Source organism: Amycolatopsis sp. ATCC 39116, assembly GCF_000231075.2.
Taxonomy (GTDB): Bacteria; Actinomycetota; Actinomycetes; order Mycobacteriales; family Pseudonocardiaceae; genus Amycolatopsis_E; species Amycolatopsis_E tucumanensis.
On sequence record NZ_AFWY03000001.1, the window covers coordinates 275,806 to 289,990 of the forward strand.

Annotated in this window: 16 protein-coding genes; 11 read left to right on the forward strand and 5 right to left on the reverse strand. The window is 73.4% G+C overall.

Going from position 1 to position 14,185, the window contains the following annotated elements; genetic code table 11:
• Positions 1-6: 6 nt before the first annotated feature.
• Together AMY39116_RS0301465 and AMY39116_RS0301470 are read right to left on the reverse strand one after the other, a co-directional pair.
• Positions 7-1,374, reverse strand: coding sequence for a serine hydrolase (locus AMY39116_RS0301465; protein WP_020415939.1), 1,368 nt, complete (start codon positions 1,372-1,374; stop codon positions 7-9).
• A gap of 101 nt (positions 1,375-1,475) precedes the next feature.
• The gene (locus tag AMY39116_RS0301470) at positions 1,476-2,309 is read right to left on the reverse strand and encodes an SDR family NAD(P)-dependent oxidoreductase (RefSeq protein WP_020415940.1); all 834 of its coding nucleotides are present in this window, start codon (positions 2,307-2,309) and stop codon (positions 1,476-1,478) included.
• Between the two features lie 158 nt (positions 2,310-2,467).
• Between AMY39116_RS0301470 and AMY39116_RS42005 the strand changes: the two genes are divergently transcribed.
• Positions 2,468-2,995 carry a hypothetical protein gene (locus AMY39116_RS42005; protein ID WP_020415941.1) on the forward strand — a complete coding sequence of 176 codons (528 nt, stop codon included), beginning with the start codon at positions 2,468-2,470 and terminating at the stop codon, positions 2,993-2,995.
• On the opposite strand, the gene AMY39116_RS0301480 is transcribed toward AMY39116_RS42005, so the two are convergent.
• The gene (locus tag AMY39116_RS0301480; RefSeq protein WP_020415942.1) at positions 2,996-3,883 is read right to left on the reverse strand and encodes an AraC family transcriptional regulator; all 888 of its coding nucleotides are present in this window, start codon (positions 3,881-3,883) and stop codon (positions 2,996-2,998) included.
• 90 nt (positions 3,884-3,973) lie between these two features.
• Here AMY39116_RS0301480 and AMY39116_RS0301485 point away from each other — a divergent pair, with 90 nt between their 5' ends.
• From AMY39116_RS0301485 to AMY39116_RS47300, 4 genes are all read left to right on the forward strand, one after another.
• Complete coding sequence (locus AMY39116_RS0301485; RefSeq protein ID WP_020415943.1) at positions 3,974-4,903, forward strand: MBL fold metallo-hydrolase; 930 nt, start codon at positions 3,974-3,976, stop codon at positions 4,901-4,903.
• Between the two features lie 91 nt (positions 4,904-4,994).
• A complete protein-coding gene (locus AMY39116_RS0301490) occupies positions 4,995-5,738 on the forward strand; it encodes an ABC transporter ATP-binding protein (RefSeq protein WP_020415944.1) in 744 nt (247 codons plus the stop codon).
• A 3-nt stretch (positions 5,739-5,741) separates the two neighbouring features.
• Positions 5,742-6,620 carry an FtsX-like permease family protein gene (locus AMY39116_RS47295; protein ID WP_235716029.1) on the forward strand — a complete coding sequence of 293 codons (879 nt, stop codon included), beginning with the start codon at positions 5,742-5,744 and terminating at the stop codon, positions 6,618-6,620.
• Complete coding sequence (locus AMY39116_RS47300; RefSeq protein WP_020415945.1) at positions 6,587-7,615, forward strand: ABC transporter permease; 1,029 nt, start codon at positions 6,587-6,589, stop codon at positions 7,613-7,615. Before AMY39116_RS47295 ends, AMY39116_RS47300 begins: the two co-directional genes overlap by 34 nt.
• Here AMY39116_RS47300 and AMY39116_RS0301500 read toward each other — a convergent pair.
• On the reverse strand, positions 7,612-8,076 hold the full coding sequence (locus tag AMY39116_RS0301500) for a MarR family winged helix-turn-helix transcriptional regulator (protein ID WP_020415946.1): 465 nt from the start codon (positions 8,074-8,076) through the stop codon (positions 7,612-7,614). The genes AMY39116_RS47300 and AMY39116_RS0301500 overlap by 4 nt on opposite strands.
• A gap of 85 nt (positions 8,077-8,161) precedes the next feature.
• On the opposite strand from AMY39116_RS0301500, the gene AMY39116_RS46535 reads away from it, so the two are divergent.
• From AMY39116_RS46535 to AMY39116_RS0301530, 6 genes are all read left to right on the forward strand, one after another.
• Complete coding sequence (locus AMY39116_RS46535) at positions 8,162-8,932, forward strand: NAD(P)H-dependent oxidoreductase (protein WP_020415947.1); 771 nt, start codon at positions 8,162-8,164, stop codon at positions 8,930-8,932.
• Positions 8,933-8,937: 5 nt separating this feature from the next.
• Entirely contained in the window at positions 8,938-9,885 is a 948-nt protein-coding gene (locus tag AMY39116_RS0301510; protein ID WP_039791132.1) for an NADP-dependent oxidoreductase, read from the forward strand.
• Positions 9,882-10,814, forward strand: coding sequence for an NADP-dependent oxidoreductase (locus tag AMY39116_RS0301515; RefSeq protein WP_020415949.1), 933 nt, complete (start codon positions 9,882-9,884; stop codon positions 10,812-10,814). Before AMY39116_RS0301510 ends, AMY39116_RS0301515 begins: the two co-directional genes overlap by 4 nt.
• 11 nt (positions 10,815-10,825) lie before the next feature.
• Positions 10,826-11,149, forward strand: coding sequence for a GNAT family N-acetyltransferase (locus AMY39116_RS0301520; RefSeq protein WP_020415950.1), 324 nt, complete (start codon positions 10,826-10,828; stop codon positions 11,147-11,149).
• Between the two features lie 26 nt (positions 11,150-11,175).
• Positions 11,176-12,378 carry a cytochrome P450 gene (locus AMY39116_RS0301525; protein WP_020415951.1) on the forward strand — a complete coding sequence of 401 codons (1,203 nt, stop codon included), beginning with the start codon at positions 11,176-11,178 and terminating at the stop codon, positions 12,376-12,378.
• Between the two features lie 116 nt (positions 12,379-12,494).
• Positions 12,495-13,271, forward strand: a complete 777-nt coding sequence (locus tag AMY39116_RS0301530) for an SDR family oxidoreductase (RefSeq protein ID WP_020415952.1) — start codon at positions 12,495-12,497, stop codon at positions 13,269-13,271.
• A 24-nt stretch (positions 13,272-13,295) separates the two neighbouring features.
• On the opposite strand, the gene AMY39116_RS0301535 is transcribed toward AMY39116_RS0301530, so the two are convergent.
• A complete protein-coding gene (locus AMY39116_RS0301535) occupies positions 13,296-14,111 on the reverse strand; it encodes a helix-turn-helix transcriptional regulator (protein WP_039791046.1) in 816 nt (271 codons plus the stop codon).
• Between the last annotated feature and the right edge of the window lie 74 nt (positions 14,112-14,185).

The window sequence follows — 14,185 nt, forward strand, 5'->3', positions numbered from 1 at the left end:
CCTGGGTCAGGCGGAGCGGCGGGTCGCCCGCCCCGAGTGGACGTAGGCCGCCCGGCCGGTGCCGTCGTCGCCGACGAACACGTGCGGCAGGTGGACACCGTGGACAGGGGTGCGCGGGATGAGGACGTCGTCGTCCAGCCGGACCAGCTCGGTCCGCTCGGCCTCGCCCAGCTCGGCGAGCAGGCCCTTGGGCCGCTGGTCGAGCCAGAGGCGGCCGTCGTCGTCCTGGGTCACGGTCAGGTCGGCGACCTCGCTGGAGTAGGTGCCGAGGTAGCGGCGGCCGTCGACCGGCAGCGGGTCCGCGGGCGGCTCCGGCAGCGGCGGCAGGGCGATCCCGGCCAGCTCGGGCAGCAGGTGGCCGTAGACGTCGGTGTAGAGGCCGATGGCGTCCCCGCCGTTGGTGAGCAGCGCGATCACGACGTCCCGGCCGGGCACCACGCGCAGGAACGCCGACTGCCCGATCGTCCCGCCGTCGTGCCCGAGGACGGTGCCGCCGGGCCACTCGTACAGCTCCCAGCCGAGACCCCACGCGGTGCCCATCAGGCCGAGCGGCGGCAGGCCGACCTGCCGCTCCTGCATGGCTTTCACGCTGCCCGGGCTGAGCAGCTGCGTGCCGTCCGGGGCGGCGCCGCCGGTCAGGTGCAGGCGGGCGAAGGTCAGCAGGTCCCGTGGCCGCATCGCCAGGGCCGATCCGGCCGGTGCGTTGGAGCGGACCAGCGACCACACCGGGGCCGGCTGCCCGCCCGGCAGGTGGCCGACCGCGGCGCGGTGCAGGATCGCCTCGTCGGCGTTGGTCGCGAAGTGGGTCAGGCCGAGCGGGGTGGCGAGGTGGTCGTGCAGGCACTGGTCGTAGGGCTTGCCGCGGAGCACCTCGATGACGCGGCCGAGCACGACGAAGGCCGCGTTGTTGTAGGAGAACATCTCCCCCGGCGGGAACAGCTGGTCGGTGCCGCTCAGCGTCGCGACGTACTTCTCGACGCAGTCGTCGCCGCGGCCGGTGTCGGTGAACAGGTCGCCCTCGAAGCCGGACGTGTGGCACATCAGCTGGCGGACGGTGATCGCGGCGGCGGCGCTCTCGTCCGCCACCCGGAACTCTGGCAGGTACCGGCGCACCGGCGCGTCCAGGTCGAGCGCGCCCTCGTCGGCCAGCTGCATCGCGAGTGTGGTGGTCCAGACCTTGGTGATGGACCCGATCTGGAACACCGAGTCCGGGGTGGCCTCGACCCCGGTCGCGCGGTTCAGCACCCCGGCGGCCGCGTCGGCGACGTCGCCGCCCACGGCGACCGCGATGGCCGCGCCGGGCACCTCACGCGCCTCGACCAGGCGGGGGAAGTCGTGTCCGAGCCAGCCGGTGATCTCGTCCAGGTTCGCCATCGGGCCAAGGTAGCGGCGCCGGTGGCGGAAAAGTTCGTTCGCGCCGACGAACGCGGCCCCGCGGGTTGGTCGTCCAGGACGAACCCGCGGGGCGGTCCGCCTCAGTCCTGGTGGGCGGTCGCGATGGACTTCGCCCGCCACGGCTCGGTGTCGTCGGCGATGCGGTCGACCTTGACCTGCCAGCGGTCGATCGCGTCGCGGCCGAGCAGCAGGTGGGTGGGCAGCTTCTCCTGGCCGGTGACCTCGTAGATGAGCGCGGCTCCCTGGACGGGGTCACCCAGCTGCGTGTGGTTGGCCTCGCCGACCCAGTCCAGCGTCGCGTGCGCCGGGGTGCCGTCGTAGGCCGCGATGCGGTTCTCCGGCAGGGACAGCGAGCTGGCGTCGAGGAAGTCGGTGCGGAACACGCCCGGCTCGACGACCATGCTCTGGATCCCGAACGGCGCCAGCTCGACCGACAGGGCCTCGCTGATGCCGGCCACGGCGAACTTCGACGCGCTGTACATGCTCACCCCGGGCTCGCCCTCGAAACCGGAGCGGGATCCGATGTGGACCAGCTTCCCGCCGCCCGCTTCACGCATGTAGGGCAGCACCGCGCGGGTGACGTTGATCAGCCCGAACACGTTGAGGTCGAACAGCGAGCGGGCCTCGGCGTCGCTGATCTCCTCCAGGGCGCCCAGCAGACCGCGGCCGGCGTTGTTGACCAGCACGTCGATTCCGCCGAACCGGTTCACCACTGACTCCACCGCCGGGGCGATCGCCGCGGTGTCGGTGACGTCCAGTGCGACCCGGAACACGCGGTCGGTGGACTTGAGGTCGTCCGGGAGCCGGTCCGGGTTGCGGACCGCGACCGCCACCGTGTCGCCGCCCGCGAGTGCCGCGCGGGCGATTTCCGCACCGAGGCCGCGGGACGCGCCGGTGATCAGCCAAGTAGCCATTTCCTCGTCTCTCCTTCGCTTTCGGCGTTGTGCCTGTGCCCCGCACTCAACCAGCGCGGAGCAGCGAAAAGGGCGCCGAAAAGGGCCTCGCTCATCCTGGGACGGAGTGGGCCACCCAGCTGCCTTCCGCGGCCCGCGCCACGGGGCACCCTGGCGGTATGACCACCCGTCAGCGCGCGCCGTCGGCGGCCCGCGAGCTGCTGACCGCGCTGGACCGCGCGCTCGTCCCGGCCTGCCTGCTGGGCCGGCGGCTGGACGTGCTCGCGCAGAACCGGCTGTCGGCCGCGCTGCTGACCGACTTCGCGGCCCGGGCGCCGGCCGAGCGCAACCACGCGCGGTTCGTGTTCACCGATCCGCACGCCCGCGACCTGTTCACCGACTGGGACGCCGTTGCGGCGGCCACGGCCGCGTTGCTGCACCAGGACGCGCGGCGGAATCCGCACGACCCGGCGCTGGCGGAGCTGGTGGGCGATCTGTCGATCCGCAGCGTGGGGTTCGCCGGGCACTGGGCGCGGCCGCACCCGCGCCCGCAGCCCGTCCAGACCCTGTGGCACCCGCTGGTCGGCGAGCTGACCGTGACCTGCCAGGTCCTGCGTAGCGCCGGCGGTTTCCTGCTGGTCCAGACCGCGGAAGCGGGCTCACCGTCGGAAGCGGCGCTGGCGCTGCTGGCGCAGCTGGTGGCGTGATCAGTCCGCGGCGGCGGTCCAGGCCTGGATGTCGTCGTCGGCCTGGTGGCGCGCGCGGTACCGGCCCGGGGAGACGCCGTGTTCGCGTTTGAAGGCCGTGGCGAAGGCGAACGGCGAGGAGTACCCGCAGCGTTGCGCGACCGACGGCAGCGGCAGGTCGGTCTCGCGCAGCAGGCGGGCGGCGGTGGTGAGCCGCCAGTAGGTCAGGTAGGTCATCGGCGGCTGCCCGACCAGGGCGGTGAAACGGCGGGAGAACGCCGCGCGCGACAGACCGGCGCGGGCGCCGAGTTCCTCCACGGTCCACGGCCGCGCCGGATCGTCGTGGACGCAGCGCAGGGCGGCCCCGACCGCCGGATCGGCGAGCGCGGCGCACCACCCGGATGCACGCCGGTCCGGGTCGCCAGTGAGCCATTCCCGCAACAGGAACAGCAACATCAGATCGAGCAACGCCGGGATCGCGGCGTCGGCGCCCAGTCCCGGGTCGGTGAGCTCGCCGCCCAGCAGAGCGACCACTGTGGACACCGTGGGGTGCCCGCCCGCCCGCGCGCGCAGGTGGATGACCTCCGGCAGATCGGTGAGCAGCGGGTGCGGCCGGGTGCGGTCCATTTGGTAGGCGCCGCACAGCAGTTCCGCGGGCTCGTCGAACCCGGTGCCGGGGTCGGTCAGGCTGTGGGCGCTGCCGCGCGGGGTGAGCACCACGTCCCCGGCGTGCAGCACGAGCGGCGCGGCGCCGGGGGTGACCATCCGGCAGCTGCCTTCGAGCACCAGGTGGAAGCCGATGCCGGGGAAGGCGGCGAAGTCGGTGCGCCAGGTCCCGTGCCGGTCCTCGCGGTTGGCGAAGGGGCGCCCGGTGCGCACCGCGCCGATCACGTCGCTGAGCACGTCCACGGCGCCACTGTACGCCGGGTGAGACGATCGCGTATCGATCGGGCATTTTCGCTTATCGTCCGTGCTCCTGATGCGGCATACGGTGCCGGTATGGACACCATCGAACTGGGCGGCGTCGAGATCACCCGTGTCGTGGAATGGGCGGGCCCGATCGCGCCGATGCCCGCGCTGTTCCCGGATCTGGAGCGGCACCCGTGGCGCGCGGACGGCGACGGCCTCGCGCCGCACTTCTGGCACCCCGGCACCGACGAGTACCTGGCGGCCGTGCAGACCTGGGTGCTGCGCAGCGAAGGCAAGATCATCCTCGTCGACACCGGCGTGGGCAACCACAAGGAACGGTCCTACATGCCGGCCTGGCGGCACCGCGACGAGGACTTCCTCGGCCGGCTGGCCGCGGCGGGGGTGCGGCCGGAGGAGGTCGACCTCGTGGTCAACACGCACATCCACGCCGACCACGTCGGCTGGAACACCCGTCTCGCCGACCGCACCTGGGTGCCGACGTTCCCCAACGCCACGTACCTGATCTCCCGTCCGGACTTCGACTACTGGAACCCGCGCAACGACATCCGCAAGCGTGGATCGGTCAACGGGATCAACGCGCGGCTGGCGAACGGCAGTACCTTCGAGGACAGCATCGACCCGGTCCACGACGCGGGGCAGACGTTGCTGTGGGACGGCCCGGTGCACCGCATCGACCGCAACCTCACGCTCGAACTCGCGCCCGGCCACACGCCGGGGTCGGCCGTGCTGCGCCTGGAGTCGGGCACCGACCGCGCGTTCTTCGTCGGCGACGTGGTGCACACCCCGCTGCAGTTCGAGCACCCCGGCTGCGACACCTGCCTCAGCGAGGACCAGGCGCAGGCGGCGCGGTCCCGCATCCGGGTGCTCGGCGAGGCGGCCGAGGCGAACGCGCTGGTGTTCCCGGCCCACTTCCCCGGCGCGGGCGCGGCCGAGATCGAGCGTGCGGGCAGCGGTTTCGCGGTCAAGCGGTGGGCGCCGTTCCCGGAGGTTCAGCCCTAGTTCATCTTTGTTGACCTGCCCACAAAGCCACGCTAGTTTGTGGTCGCATCAACAAAGGTGCGATCACCTCGCCGAGAGGAAAACCTCCACCGTGACGACTCTCGCGACGCCCGCCACCGCGGCCGTCGCACTCGAAGGTGTCAGCCGCACCTACGGCGCCGGGCCCGCCGCGGTCCGCGCCGTCGACGACGTGACCATCGACTTCCCGCGCGGCGGCTGGACGGCCGTGATGGGACCGTCCGGCTCGGGCAAGTCGACGTTGCTGCACCTCGCGGCGGGGCTGGAACGCGCGGACAGCGGGCGGATCCTGCTGGGCGGCACCGACATCACGACAGCGGACGATGACGAGCTGACCGCGTTGCGGCGCACCCGGATCGGGTTCGTGTTCCAGTCGTTCAACCTCGTCGGGTCGCTCACCGCAGCCCAGAACGTCGCCCTGCCGCTGCGCCTGGCCGGCCGGAAGCCGGACAGGGCGGAGATCACCGGGATCCTGGACGCCGTCGGGCTCGCCGACCGCGCCCGGCACCGGCCGCGCGAGCTGTCCGGCGGGCAGCAGCAGCGGGTCGCGATCGCCAGGGCGATGATCACCCGACCGGAGATCCTCTTCGCCGACGAGCCGACCGGCGCGCTGGACACCCGCGCCGGCGAGACGGTGCTCGGCCTGTTGCGCACCATGGCGAGCGATGGCCAGAGCATCCTGATGGTCACCCACGACCCGGCCGCCGCCGCGCGCGCCGACGCTGTGGTGTTCCTGCGGGACGGTCGTCTCGCAGGGCGGCTCGAGGGCGCGGACGCGGCGACGGTCGCCGACCGGCTCGTCGCGCTGGAGGGCTGAGCGGTGCGGGGTCTGAGCTGGGCGGGGTTCCGCGAACGCTGGCCGTTGTTCGTCGGCGCGGTCGTGACCACCTGCCTCGGCGTCGCGCTGGTGCAGTCGTCGCTGCTGCTGTTGCTGGCCGTCGCCGGGCTGCGTCCCGGCCCCGGGGCGTCGGCGGTCGAGGCGATGAGCGTGGCGACCACGCGGGAGACGGGCGTGGCGCTGATGGGCGTGACGCTGGGGTTCGGCGCGTTCCTGGCCGTCTTCGTCATCTCCTCCACCTTCGCGTTCACGGTGGCGCAGCGGCGCCGCGACCTCGCGCTGCTGCGCCTGGTGGGCGGCTCGCGGCGGCAGTTGCGCCGCGTGCTGACCGGCGAGGCGGTACTGCTCGGCGCGGCCGGCGGGCTGGCCGGGATCCCGGCGGGCGTGGCGGTGCTGGCGCTGCAGACCGGCCTGCTGCGCGACCTCGGGTTCGTCCCGGCCGGCTTCACGGCCCCGTGGGTGCCGTGGATTCCCGCGGTGTCACTGGGTTCCGGTGTCGCGCTCGCCGTCGCCGGGGTACTGGTGGCCGCGCGGCGCGCCGCCGCGGTCCGGCCGTTGGAGGCGTTGCGCGACTCCGGCGTGGCGAGCCGGGTGATGACCCGCGGGCGCTGGTGGCTGTCCGGACTGTCCATTGTGGGCTCGCTCGCGCTGGTCGCGCTCGCGCCGCTGGGCGGCGCGGCGGGCGGGCAGGCCATGACGATCTCGGTCAGCGCCTGCGCCTCGCTGGCCTTCACCGCGATCGCCCCGGTTCTCGTCCCCGCGCTGGGCACGCTGCTGCCCGCCCGGGGCGTCCTCGGCGGACTGGCAGCGGCGAACCTGCGGACGGTGTGCGGCGCGGCGCGTCGATCGCCGCGCCGCTGATCGTGCTGACCGGCCTGGTGCTCGGGCAGTCCACGGCCATGGCCTCGTTCGCCGAGGCGGGGCAGCGGCAGGCCGGGCGCGACACGGTCGCCGACTTCGTCGTCGACGGCCCGGTCCCGGCGGGAGTGCCCGGCGTGGCGGCTGCCTCGGCGGAGACGGAAGTGCCGGTGGTGCTGACCGTCGGCAGCGGGGACCTCGCCTACACCCAGACCCGGACCGCGCTGGTGGTGGATCCGGCGGACTACGCGCGGATCCACCCGGCGTCCGGCTCGCTCGCGGCGCTGCAGGGGCAGACCGTGGCGGCCGGCCCTGGTGGTGACGACGTGGCGACCGGTGACACGGTCGGCGTCCGCTTCGGCGATCTCGACCTGGGGCGGCTCCCGGTGGTCGCCGAGGTGCCTGCCGGCGCCGCGGGCGGGCCGGTCCTGCTGCTGCCCCGCGGCCTGCTGCCCGACGGCCTGATCGCCGGGGTCCCGACGCGGACGTTCGTGTCCGTGGCCCCGGACGCCGACCGGGCCGCGCTCGCGGCGCGGCTGTCCGCAGTGCCGGTTACCGAGTGGCTGGCGCGCAACGCGGCGGCGCAGGACGACACCACCAGTGGCGTACTGCTGGTGGTGATGGGGCTGGGCGGGCTGTTCGCCGCGATCGGCGTGGTCAACTCGGTCGTCATCGCCACCGGCGAGCGGCGGCGCGAGTTCGCCACCGCGCGGGTGACCGGGCTGTCCCGCGGCCAGGTGGTGCGGGCCGCGCTGCTCGAATCCACCGCGGTGACCGCGGCCGGCGTAGTGCTCGGCCTGCTGGCCGCGGCCGGGACACTGGTGGCGGCGCTGGCCGCGACGGCAGCGGTGACCGGAAGCGCGACGGCGGCCGTGCCGTGGGTGCTCGTGGTCTCGCTGCCCGTCGGCGCGGTGCTGATCACCGGGGTCACCAGCCTGCTCACCGCGTGGTCGGCGACCCGCCCGGCCCCGGTGGGCCTGCTGCGGGCACGGGATTAGCCGTCGTCGTGGCTCAACCGGGTCAGCATGCGCTCGAACAGCCGGGTCGGCGTCGCCCGGTCCCGTTCGGAAAGCTGGTCGAAGAAGTAGCGGCGCACGGTCGCGACGTGTTCGGGGGCGGCCGCCTCGATCGCGGCGCGGCCGGCCTTCGTGATCCGCACCATCGCGCCCCGCGCGTCCTCGGCGCAGTCCTCCCGCGTCACCAGGCCGCGCTTCTCCATCCGCTTGACCTGGTGGGACAGCCGGCTGCGGTCCCAGCCGACCTGACGGCCGAGCTCACGCATCCGGATCACCCCGTCGCCGGTTTCGGACACCGGCGCGAGCACGGCGTAGTCGGCGCCGGACAGGCCGGCGTCGCGTTCCAGCTGGCGGTCGAAGGCGCGCTGCAGTTCCCGGGTCAGCTCCCGGTAGGCCTGCCAGAGCCGGGCTTCGCGGTCGTCGAGCCATCCAACGTCAGCCATCGGATCAGCGTACCGCGATGTTGACGCATCATCAAAACCGCGCTAGTTTGCTGACACGTCATCAAAATCACGAAGAGGGGCGGACATGACACGCATCGCGATCATCCTGGGCAGCACACGCCCCGGCCGCAACGGCGAAGCAGTGGCCCGGTGGGTGCACGAGATCGCCGCGGCCCGCGGGGACGCTGACTACGAACTGGTCGACATCGCGGACTACCGCCTGCCGCACCTCGACGAGGCCACTCCCCCGTCGCTGGGGCAGTACACCCGCGAGCACACGAAGGCGTGGGCGGAGAAGATCGCCTCCTTCGATGGCTACGTGTTCGTCACGCCGGAGTACAACCACTCGACCTCCGGCGCGCTGAAGAACGCCATCGACTTCCTCTACGGCGAGTGGAACAACAAGGCGGCCGGCTTCGTCAGCTACGGCAGCGCGGGCGGCACCCGCGCGGTGGAGCACCTGCGCCTGGTCATGGGCGAGCTGCAGGTGGCCGACGTCCGCAACCAGGTCGCGCTGTCGTACGACTTCGTCGACCACACGCCGCAGCCGGGCACCACCCCGGACAAGGACGGCGTGCGCGTCCTCTACCACGCGCTGCGCTCGGCGTTCCCGGACTTCTCGGCGAAGATCCACTGGCAGACGGCCGAGGGCGACGTGGTCACCACCTACAAGACCTACTCGGGCACGCACGAGGGCGAGTTCCTCGGCCTGGCCCCGACCGGCAAGCACGTCGAGTTCGAGACCGTCGACGCGATGCGCGTGCGCGACGGGAAGATCACGGAGCACTGGGGCGTCGCCAACCTCTACTCGGTGCTGCAGCAGCTCGGCGCGCTGCCCGCGGGCGAGGGGAAGTGACCACGATGCCCCGGGCGGTGCGGTTCTCCCGTTACGGCGGGCCGGAAGTGCTGGAGATCGCCGAGGTCGAGCGGCCTCGGGCCGGGCACGGGCAGGTGGTCGTCGATGTCGTCGCCGCGGCCCTCAACCCGGGTGAGATCGGCATCCGGGAGGGCGTGTTCGCCGCGGTCTGGCCCGCGCGTTTCCCGGAGGGCCAGGGCAACGACTTCGCCGGCCGCGTGGCCGAGGTCGGCGACGGGGTGACGGGATTCGCGCCCGGGGACGAGGTCCTGGGTTTCGCTCCGCGCGCCGCGCAGGCCGACTTCGTCGTGGCCGGGCCCGGTGCGCTCACCGCCAAGCCGGCCGGGCTCGGCTGGGCGGAGGCGGCGAGCATCGCCGGCGCCGGGGCGACCGCCTGGGCCGGGGTCGCCGCCGTCGATCCCCGGCCGGGCGAGACCGTGGTGGTTTCGGCCGCGGCGGGCGGGGTCGGCGTGATCACCGCGCAGCTCGCCAAGCTGCGCGGCGCCAGGGTGATCGGCACCGCGAGCGAGGGCAACTTCGGCTTCCTGCGCGATTTGGGCATCCACCCGGTCGCCTACGGGCCCGGCCTGGCCGAGCGGTTGCGCGCGGCCGCGCCCCAGGGCGTCGACGCCTACCTGGACACCTTCGGCGCGGGCAACGTCAGCACCGCCATCGAGCTGGGCGTCCGCCCCGCGCGCATCAACACCATCGCCGACGGCCGCGCCGTGCAGCGCTACGGCGTGCACTCCGCCGCGCAGGAACAAGCCGACGAGCCGGAGATCTGGGCCGAGCTCGCCGCACTCGCCGCGGGCGGTGAACTCACGATCCCGATCGCCGCGATCTACCCGATGGAGCGGGTCCGCGAGGCCTACCAGGACCTGGGCACCCGCCACGTCCGCGGCAAGCGCGTCCTGGCGATCAAACCGTTCGACCACGAAGGAGACCACCGGTGAAAGCACTGCTCGCCCGCGCCTACGGGCCACTGGACCGACTGGAGATCGCCGAGGTGCCGCGGCCCGAACCCGGCCCCGGGCAGGTCCTGGTGCGCGTCGAAGCCGCCGCCCTCAACCCCGTCGACACCGCGCTGATCACCGGCGCGATGCGGGACGAGTTGCCGGTGACGCACCCGTTCGTGCCCGGTGTGGACGTCAGCGGCATCGTCGAGGCCGTCGGCCCGGGCGTCGACCGGTTCCGTCCGGGCGAGGCGGTGATCGCCTGGAACGGGGTCCCCTCCGGCGGGTTCGCCGAGTACGCGCTGGTGCGGGCGGACGACTCCGCGGCGGCGCGCCCGGCCGCCCTGGACGCGCGTCACGGCGCGGCGCTCCCCACCGGTTCGCTCACCGCCGCCGCCCTGCTGGACGAAGCCAAACCCGGGCCTGGAGCCACGGTCCTGGTCGTGGGCGCCACCGGCGGCCTCGGCAGCTACGCGGTCCAGCTCGCCAAGCTGGCGGGCGCGACGGTGATCGCCACCGGCCGCGACGGCGACCGCGGTTACTTGGAGAGCCTCGGCGCCGACGGCGTGATCGACTACCGCACCGAGGACATCGCACAGCGCGTGCAGGACTGGGCGCCTGGTGGTGCGGACGTGGTGATCGACCTCGCGCAGGCCGGGCCGGCGCTGGCCGCGTCCGCCGCCGCGGCGAAACCCGGCGGCCTGGTGGCCTCCCCGCTCGGCGGGCCGGCCACCTTCGACCGCGACGTGCGGGCCGTCTACACCGGAACCACCACTCCCCCGGGCCGCCTGGCCGAACTCGCCGCACTGGCCGCCGCAGGGACGCTGCGCACCGAGATCGGCGCGGAGTACCCGTTCGCCCAGGCCCGCCAGGCGCTGCTGGACTTCCCGGCCCGCCACGTCCGCGGCAAGGTCGTCATCACGTTCTGAAGAGGAGAGACATGACCACCACCGTGCAACGCAACGACTCCGCGCAGCGCTACGAGATCACAGTGGACGGTGACCTCGCCGGGTTCGCCGCCTTCGCCGACCACGACGGGCGGCGGATCATGTACCACACGGAGATCTTCGACGCCTTCGCCGGACGCGGCCTGGGCACCACCCTGGTCGCCGGGGCACTCGCCGACATCCGGGAGTCGGGCACGCGCGTCGTGCCGGTCTGCCCGCTCGTCGCCGCCTACCTGCGCAAGCACCCGGACCAGAACGACATCGCCGACGCGGTCGAGCCCGCGACCCTGCGCCGGCTGCAGTCGGCCCTGCGCTGAACCGAGACCGGAGACCACACCTTTTCATGGCACCCGAAGTCCACAACCGCACCTTCAAGGCCGACGCCCACGCCCGGTACGCGCGACTGCGCGCCGAAGGCCCGATCCACCGGGTCAGCAGGCCGGACGGGCTCGACACCTGGATCGTGGTGTCGGCCGATCTCGCGCGTGCGGCCCTGACCCACCCCGATCTGGGCAAGGACCCGTCGGTGGCGGCGGAGGCGCTGAAGGCGGCGGGCAACCACATCCTGTTCGCCGGCACCGGGCTGGGCGGCAACATGCTCATGTCCGACCCGCCGGACCACACCCGGCTGCGCAAGCTCGCCGCCGCCGCGTTCACCCACCGCCGCACCCAGGAACTGGCCCCGGCCATCGAGCGCACCGCCCGGACGTTGCTCGCCGCGCTGCCGGACGAGGGCGAGACCGACCTGGTGGAGTCCTACACCGGCCCGCTGCCGATGACGGTGATCTCCGACCTGCTCGGCGTCCCCGAGCCCAACCGGGCGGACTTCCGCCGCTGGTCGCGGGTCGCGACCGGCGCGACTTCCGCCGAGCAGCGCGACAGCATGGTGCTGCTCAACGAGTTCCTGGCCGAACTGCTGCGGGACAAACGCCGCTCCCCCGGCCCGGACCTGCTGTCCGCGCTGATCGCCGTGCACGATGAGGACGACGGGCGGCTGTCCGACACCGAACTGCTCGGCACCGCGGTCCTGCTCGTCACGGCCGGCCACGAAACGACGGTGAACCTGCTCGGCAACGCGGTGGTCGCGCTGCTGGAGAACCCGGACCAGCTCGACCTGCTGCGCGCGAAGCCGATGCTGCTGCCCGGGGCCGTGGAGGAGATCCTGCGCTACGACACGTCGGTGGAGCTCACCCCGACGCGGTTCGCGACCAGGGACCTGGAGCTCGGCGGCGCCCGCATTCCCCGCGGCGGCGCCGTGATGATCGCGCTCGGCTCGGCCAACCGGGACCTGCCCCTGCCCGACGGCCGCGATCCGGCGACCTTCGACGTGCGCGGCCCCGCGGTGCGGCACCTGGCGTTCGGGCACGGCAACCACCACTGCCTGGGCGCCCCGCTGGCCCGGCTGGAGGGCCGCATCGCGCTGGGCGCGCTGATCGAGACGCTGGACCTGACGTGGGCCGACCCGGCTGCCCCGCTCGCCTGGATCCCCGGCGGGATCATGCGCGGGCCGTTGTCGCTGCCGGTGCGCTTCACCCGGCGCGGCTGAGGGGACCGGACTGTCCCCCGACAGCGGGGGCGCGGTTGCGGCCCCAATTCCGGCTTCCGGACTGGTTGTGTGAAGGCATCGGGACGAAAACCCGCAACCGGAAAGGAAAAACCGTCATGTCGCAGGTCATCACCGGAACCCCGCTCGCCGGACGCGTCGCCGTCGTCACCGGCGCCAGCAGCGGGATCGGGGCCGCCACCGCGGAACGGCTCGCCGCGCTGGGGGCGAAGGTCGCGGTCGCCGCGCGCCGCAAGGACAACCTCGACGACCTGGTCGCCCGGATCACCGCCGCGGGCGGCACCGCGCTCGCCCTCACGCTGGACGTCACCGACCGGGACGCCGTCGCCGCGGCGGCCGGGCAGGTGGCCGATCGGCTGGGCCGGGCCGACCTGGTCGTCAACAACGCCGGGGTGCAGCTCATCTCCCCGATCGAGGACCTGAAGGTCGACGACTGGCAGCGCCAGATCGACCTGAACGTCACCGGGGTGATGAACGTCCTCGCCGCGTTCGTGCCGCAGCTGGTCGCCGCGGCGGGTGCGGGCGGGCCCGCGGACCTGATCACCACCTCCTCGATCGCCGCGACCAGGATCCTGGAGAAGTTCTCCGTCTACTCCGGCACGAAGGCCTACCTCAGCCACTTCAGCCGCCTGGCGCGCGTCGAGCTGGGCCGCAAGATGGTGCGGGTGTCGGCGATCGAGCCGGGCATGGTCGACACCGAGCTGCCCGACCACGTCACCGACCCGGACGCCAGCAAGCTGATGGCCGACCTGCTGCGCGACATCGAGTGCCTGAGCCCGGCCGACGTGGCCGAGACGATCGCGTTCATCGCGACGGTGCCGCGCCACGTCAACCTCAGCGAGATCACGATCCTGCCGACCGCGCAGGCGGTCTGAGCGGATCCCGGCGCGCCGTCCGTCCTATTCGGACGGCGCGCCGAGCAGCCGCCGCAGCGCCGCGGCGTCGGCCTCCCGCACCGGGGTGTAGACCACCAGGTGCAGGCCGGGGTGGTCCTGGGGCGTGAGCTGGTGGTGTTCCAGCAGCAGCTCACCGGCCACCGGGTGCCGGAACAGGCGCTCGCGGGAGGTGAACCGCGCGACGCCGAGGCTCTCCCAGCCCGCCCGGAAGTGGTCGCTGGCCGCCCGCAGCCGGTCGATCAGGTAGCCGAACTCCCCCAGCCGGGGCCCCGCTTCGGCGCGGAACTCGGCGAGGAACCGGCGGCTGGTGACCTCCCAGTCCGGCAGCAGCTGCCGCACGTACGGGTCGGTGAACACCAGCCACAGCAGGTTGCGGTCCTGCGCCGGCACGGTCGCGACGTTCGGGTAGAGCGCCGCGTAGGCGGCGTTCCAGCCGGTGATCTGCCAGTCCGGGGCCACCGCGTAGGCGGGCGACTGCGCGAGCGCGTCGAGCAGGCGCTGCACGTGCTCCGGCGCGGCTTCGGGCTTCGGCGCGGCGGGAGGCGGGGGCGCCGAGTAGCCGGCGAGGGAGAGCACATAGGCGTGCTCGGCGCCGGTGAGCCGCAGCGTGCGGGCGATCGCGTCGAGGACCTCGCGCGAAGGGTTGATGTCGCGGCCCTGCTCGAGCCAGGTGTACCAGGTGACACTGACCCCGGAGAGGTAGGCGACCTCCTCGCGGCGCAGCCCGGTGGTCCGGTTGCGGCCGACCGGGGGCAGGTCGAGGTCGGCCCGCACGAGCCGGGTCCGCCGGTCGCGCAGGAACTCACCGAGCGCACGCATGGTCACCCCCGCAACACTAGTAGTGCCACTACTAGTGTTCGCACCGTCTTCGCTTCCCGGCCTGGCGCGGGCAT

Coding starts and splice junctions, on each gene's coding strand:
- AMY39116_RS0301535 (WP_039791046.1), bottom strand. CDS start 14,111: ATGCGTGCGCTCGGTGAGTTCCTGCGCGACCGGCGGACCCGGCTCGTG.
- AMY39116_RS0301525 (WP_020415951.1), top strand. CDS start 11,176: ATGGCACCCGAAGTCCACAACCGCACCTTCAAGGCCGACGCCCACGCC.
- AMY39116_RS0301465 (WP_020415939.1), bottom strand. CDS start 1,374: ATGGCGAACCTGGACGAGATCACCGGCTGGCTCGGACACGACTTCCCC.
- AMY39116_RS42005 (WP_020415941.1), top strand. CDS start 2,468: ATGACCACCCGTCAGCGCGCGCCGTCGGCGGCCCGCGAGCTGCTGACC.
- AMY39116_RS0301470 (WP_020415940.1), bottom strand. CDS start 2,309: ATGGCTACTTGGCTGATCACCGGCGCGTCCCGCGGCCTCGGTGCGGAA.
- AMY39116_RS0301500 (WP_020415946.1), bottom strand. CDS start 8,076: ATGGCTGACGTTGGATGGCTCGACGACCGCGAAGCCCGGCTCTGGCAG.
- AMY39116_RS0301520 (WP_020415950.1), top strand. CDS start 10,826: ATGACCACCACCGTGCAACGCAACGACTCCGCGCAGCGCTACGAGATC.
- AMY39116_RS0301485 (WP_020415943.1), top strand. CDS start 3,974: ATGGACACCATCGAACTGGGCGGCGTCGAGATCACCCGTGTCGTGGAA.
- AMY39116_RS46535 (WP_020415947.1), top strand. CDS start 8,162: ATGACACGCATCGCGATCATCCTGGGCAGCACACGCCCCGGCCGCAAC.
- AMY39116_RS0301530 (WP_020415952.1), top strand. CDS start 12,495: ATGTCGCAGGTCATCACCGGAACCCCGCTCGCCGGACGCGTCGCCGTC.
- AMY39116_RS0301510 (WP_039791132.1), top strand. CDS start 8,938: ATGCCCCGGGCGGTGCGGTTCTCCCGTTACGGCGGGCCGGAAGTGCTG.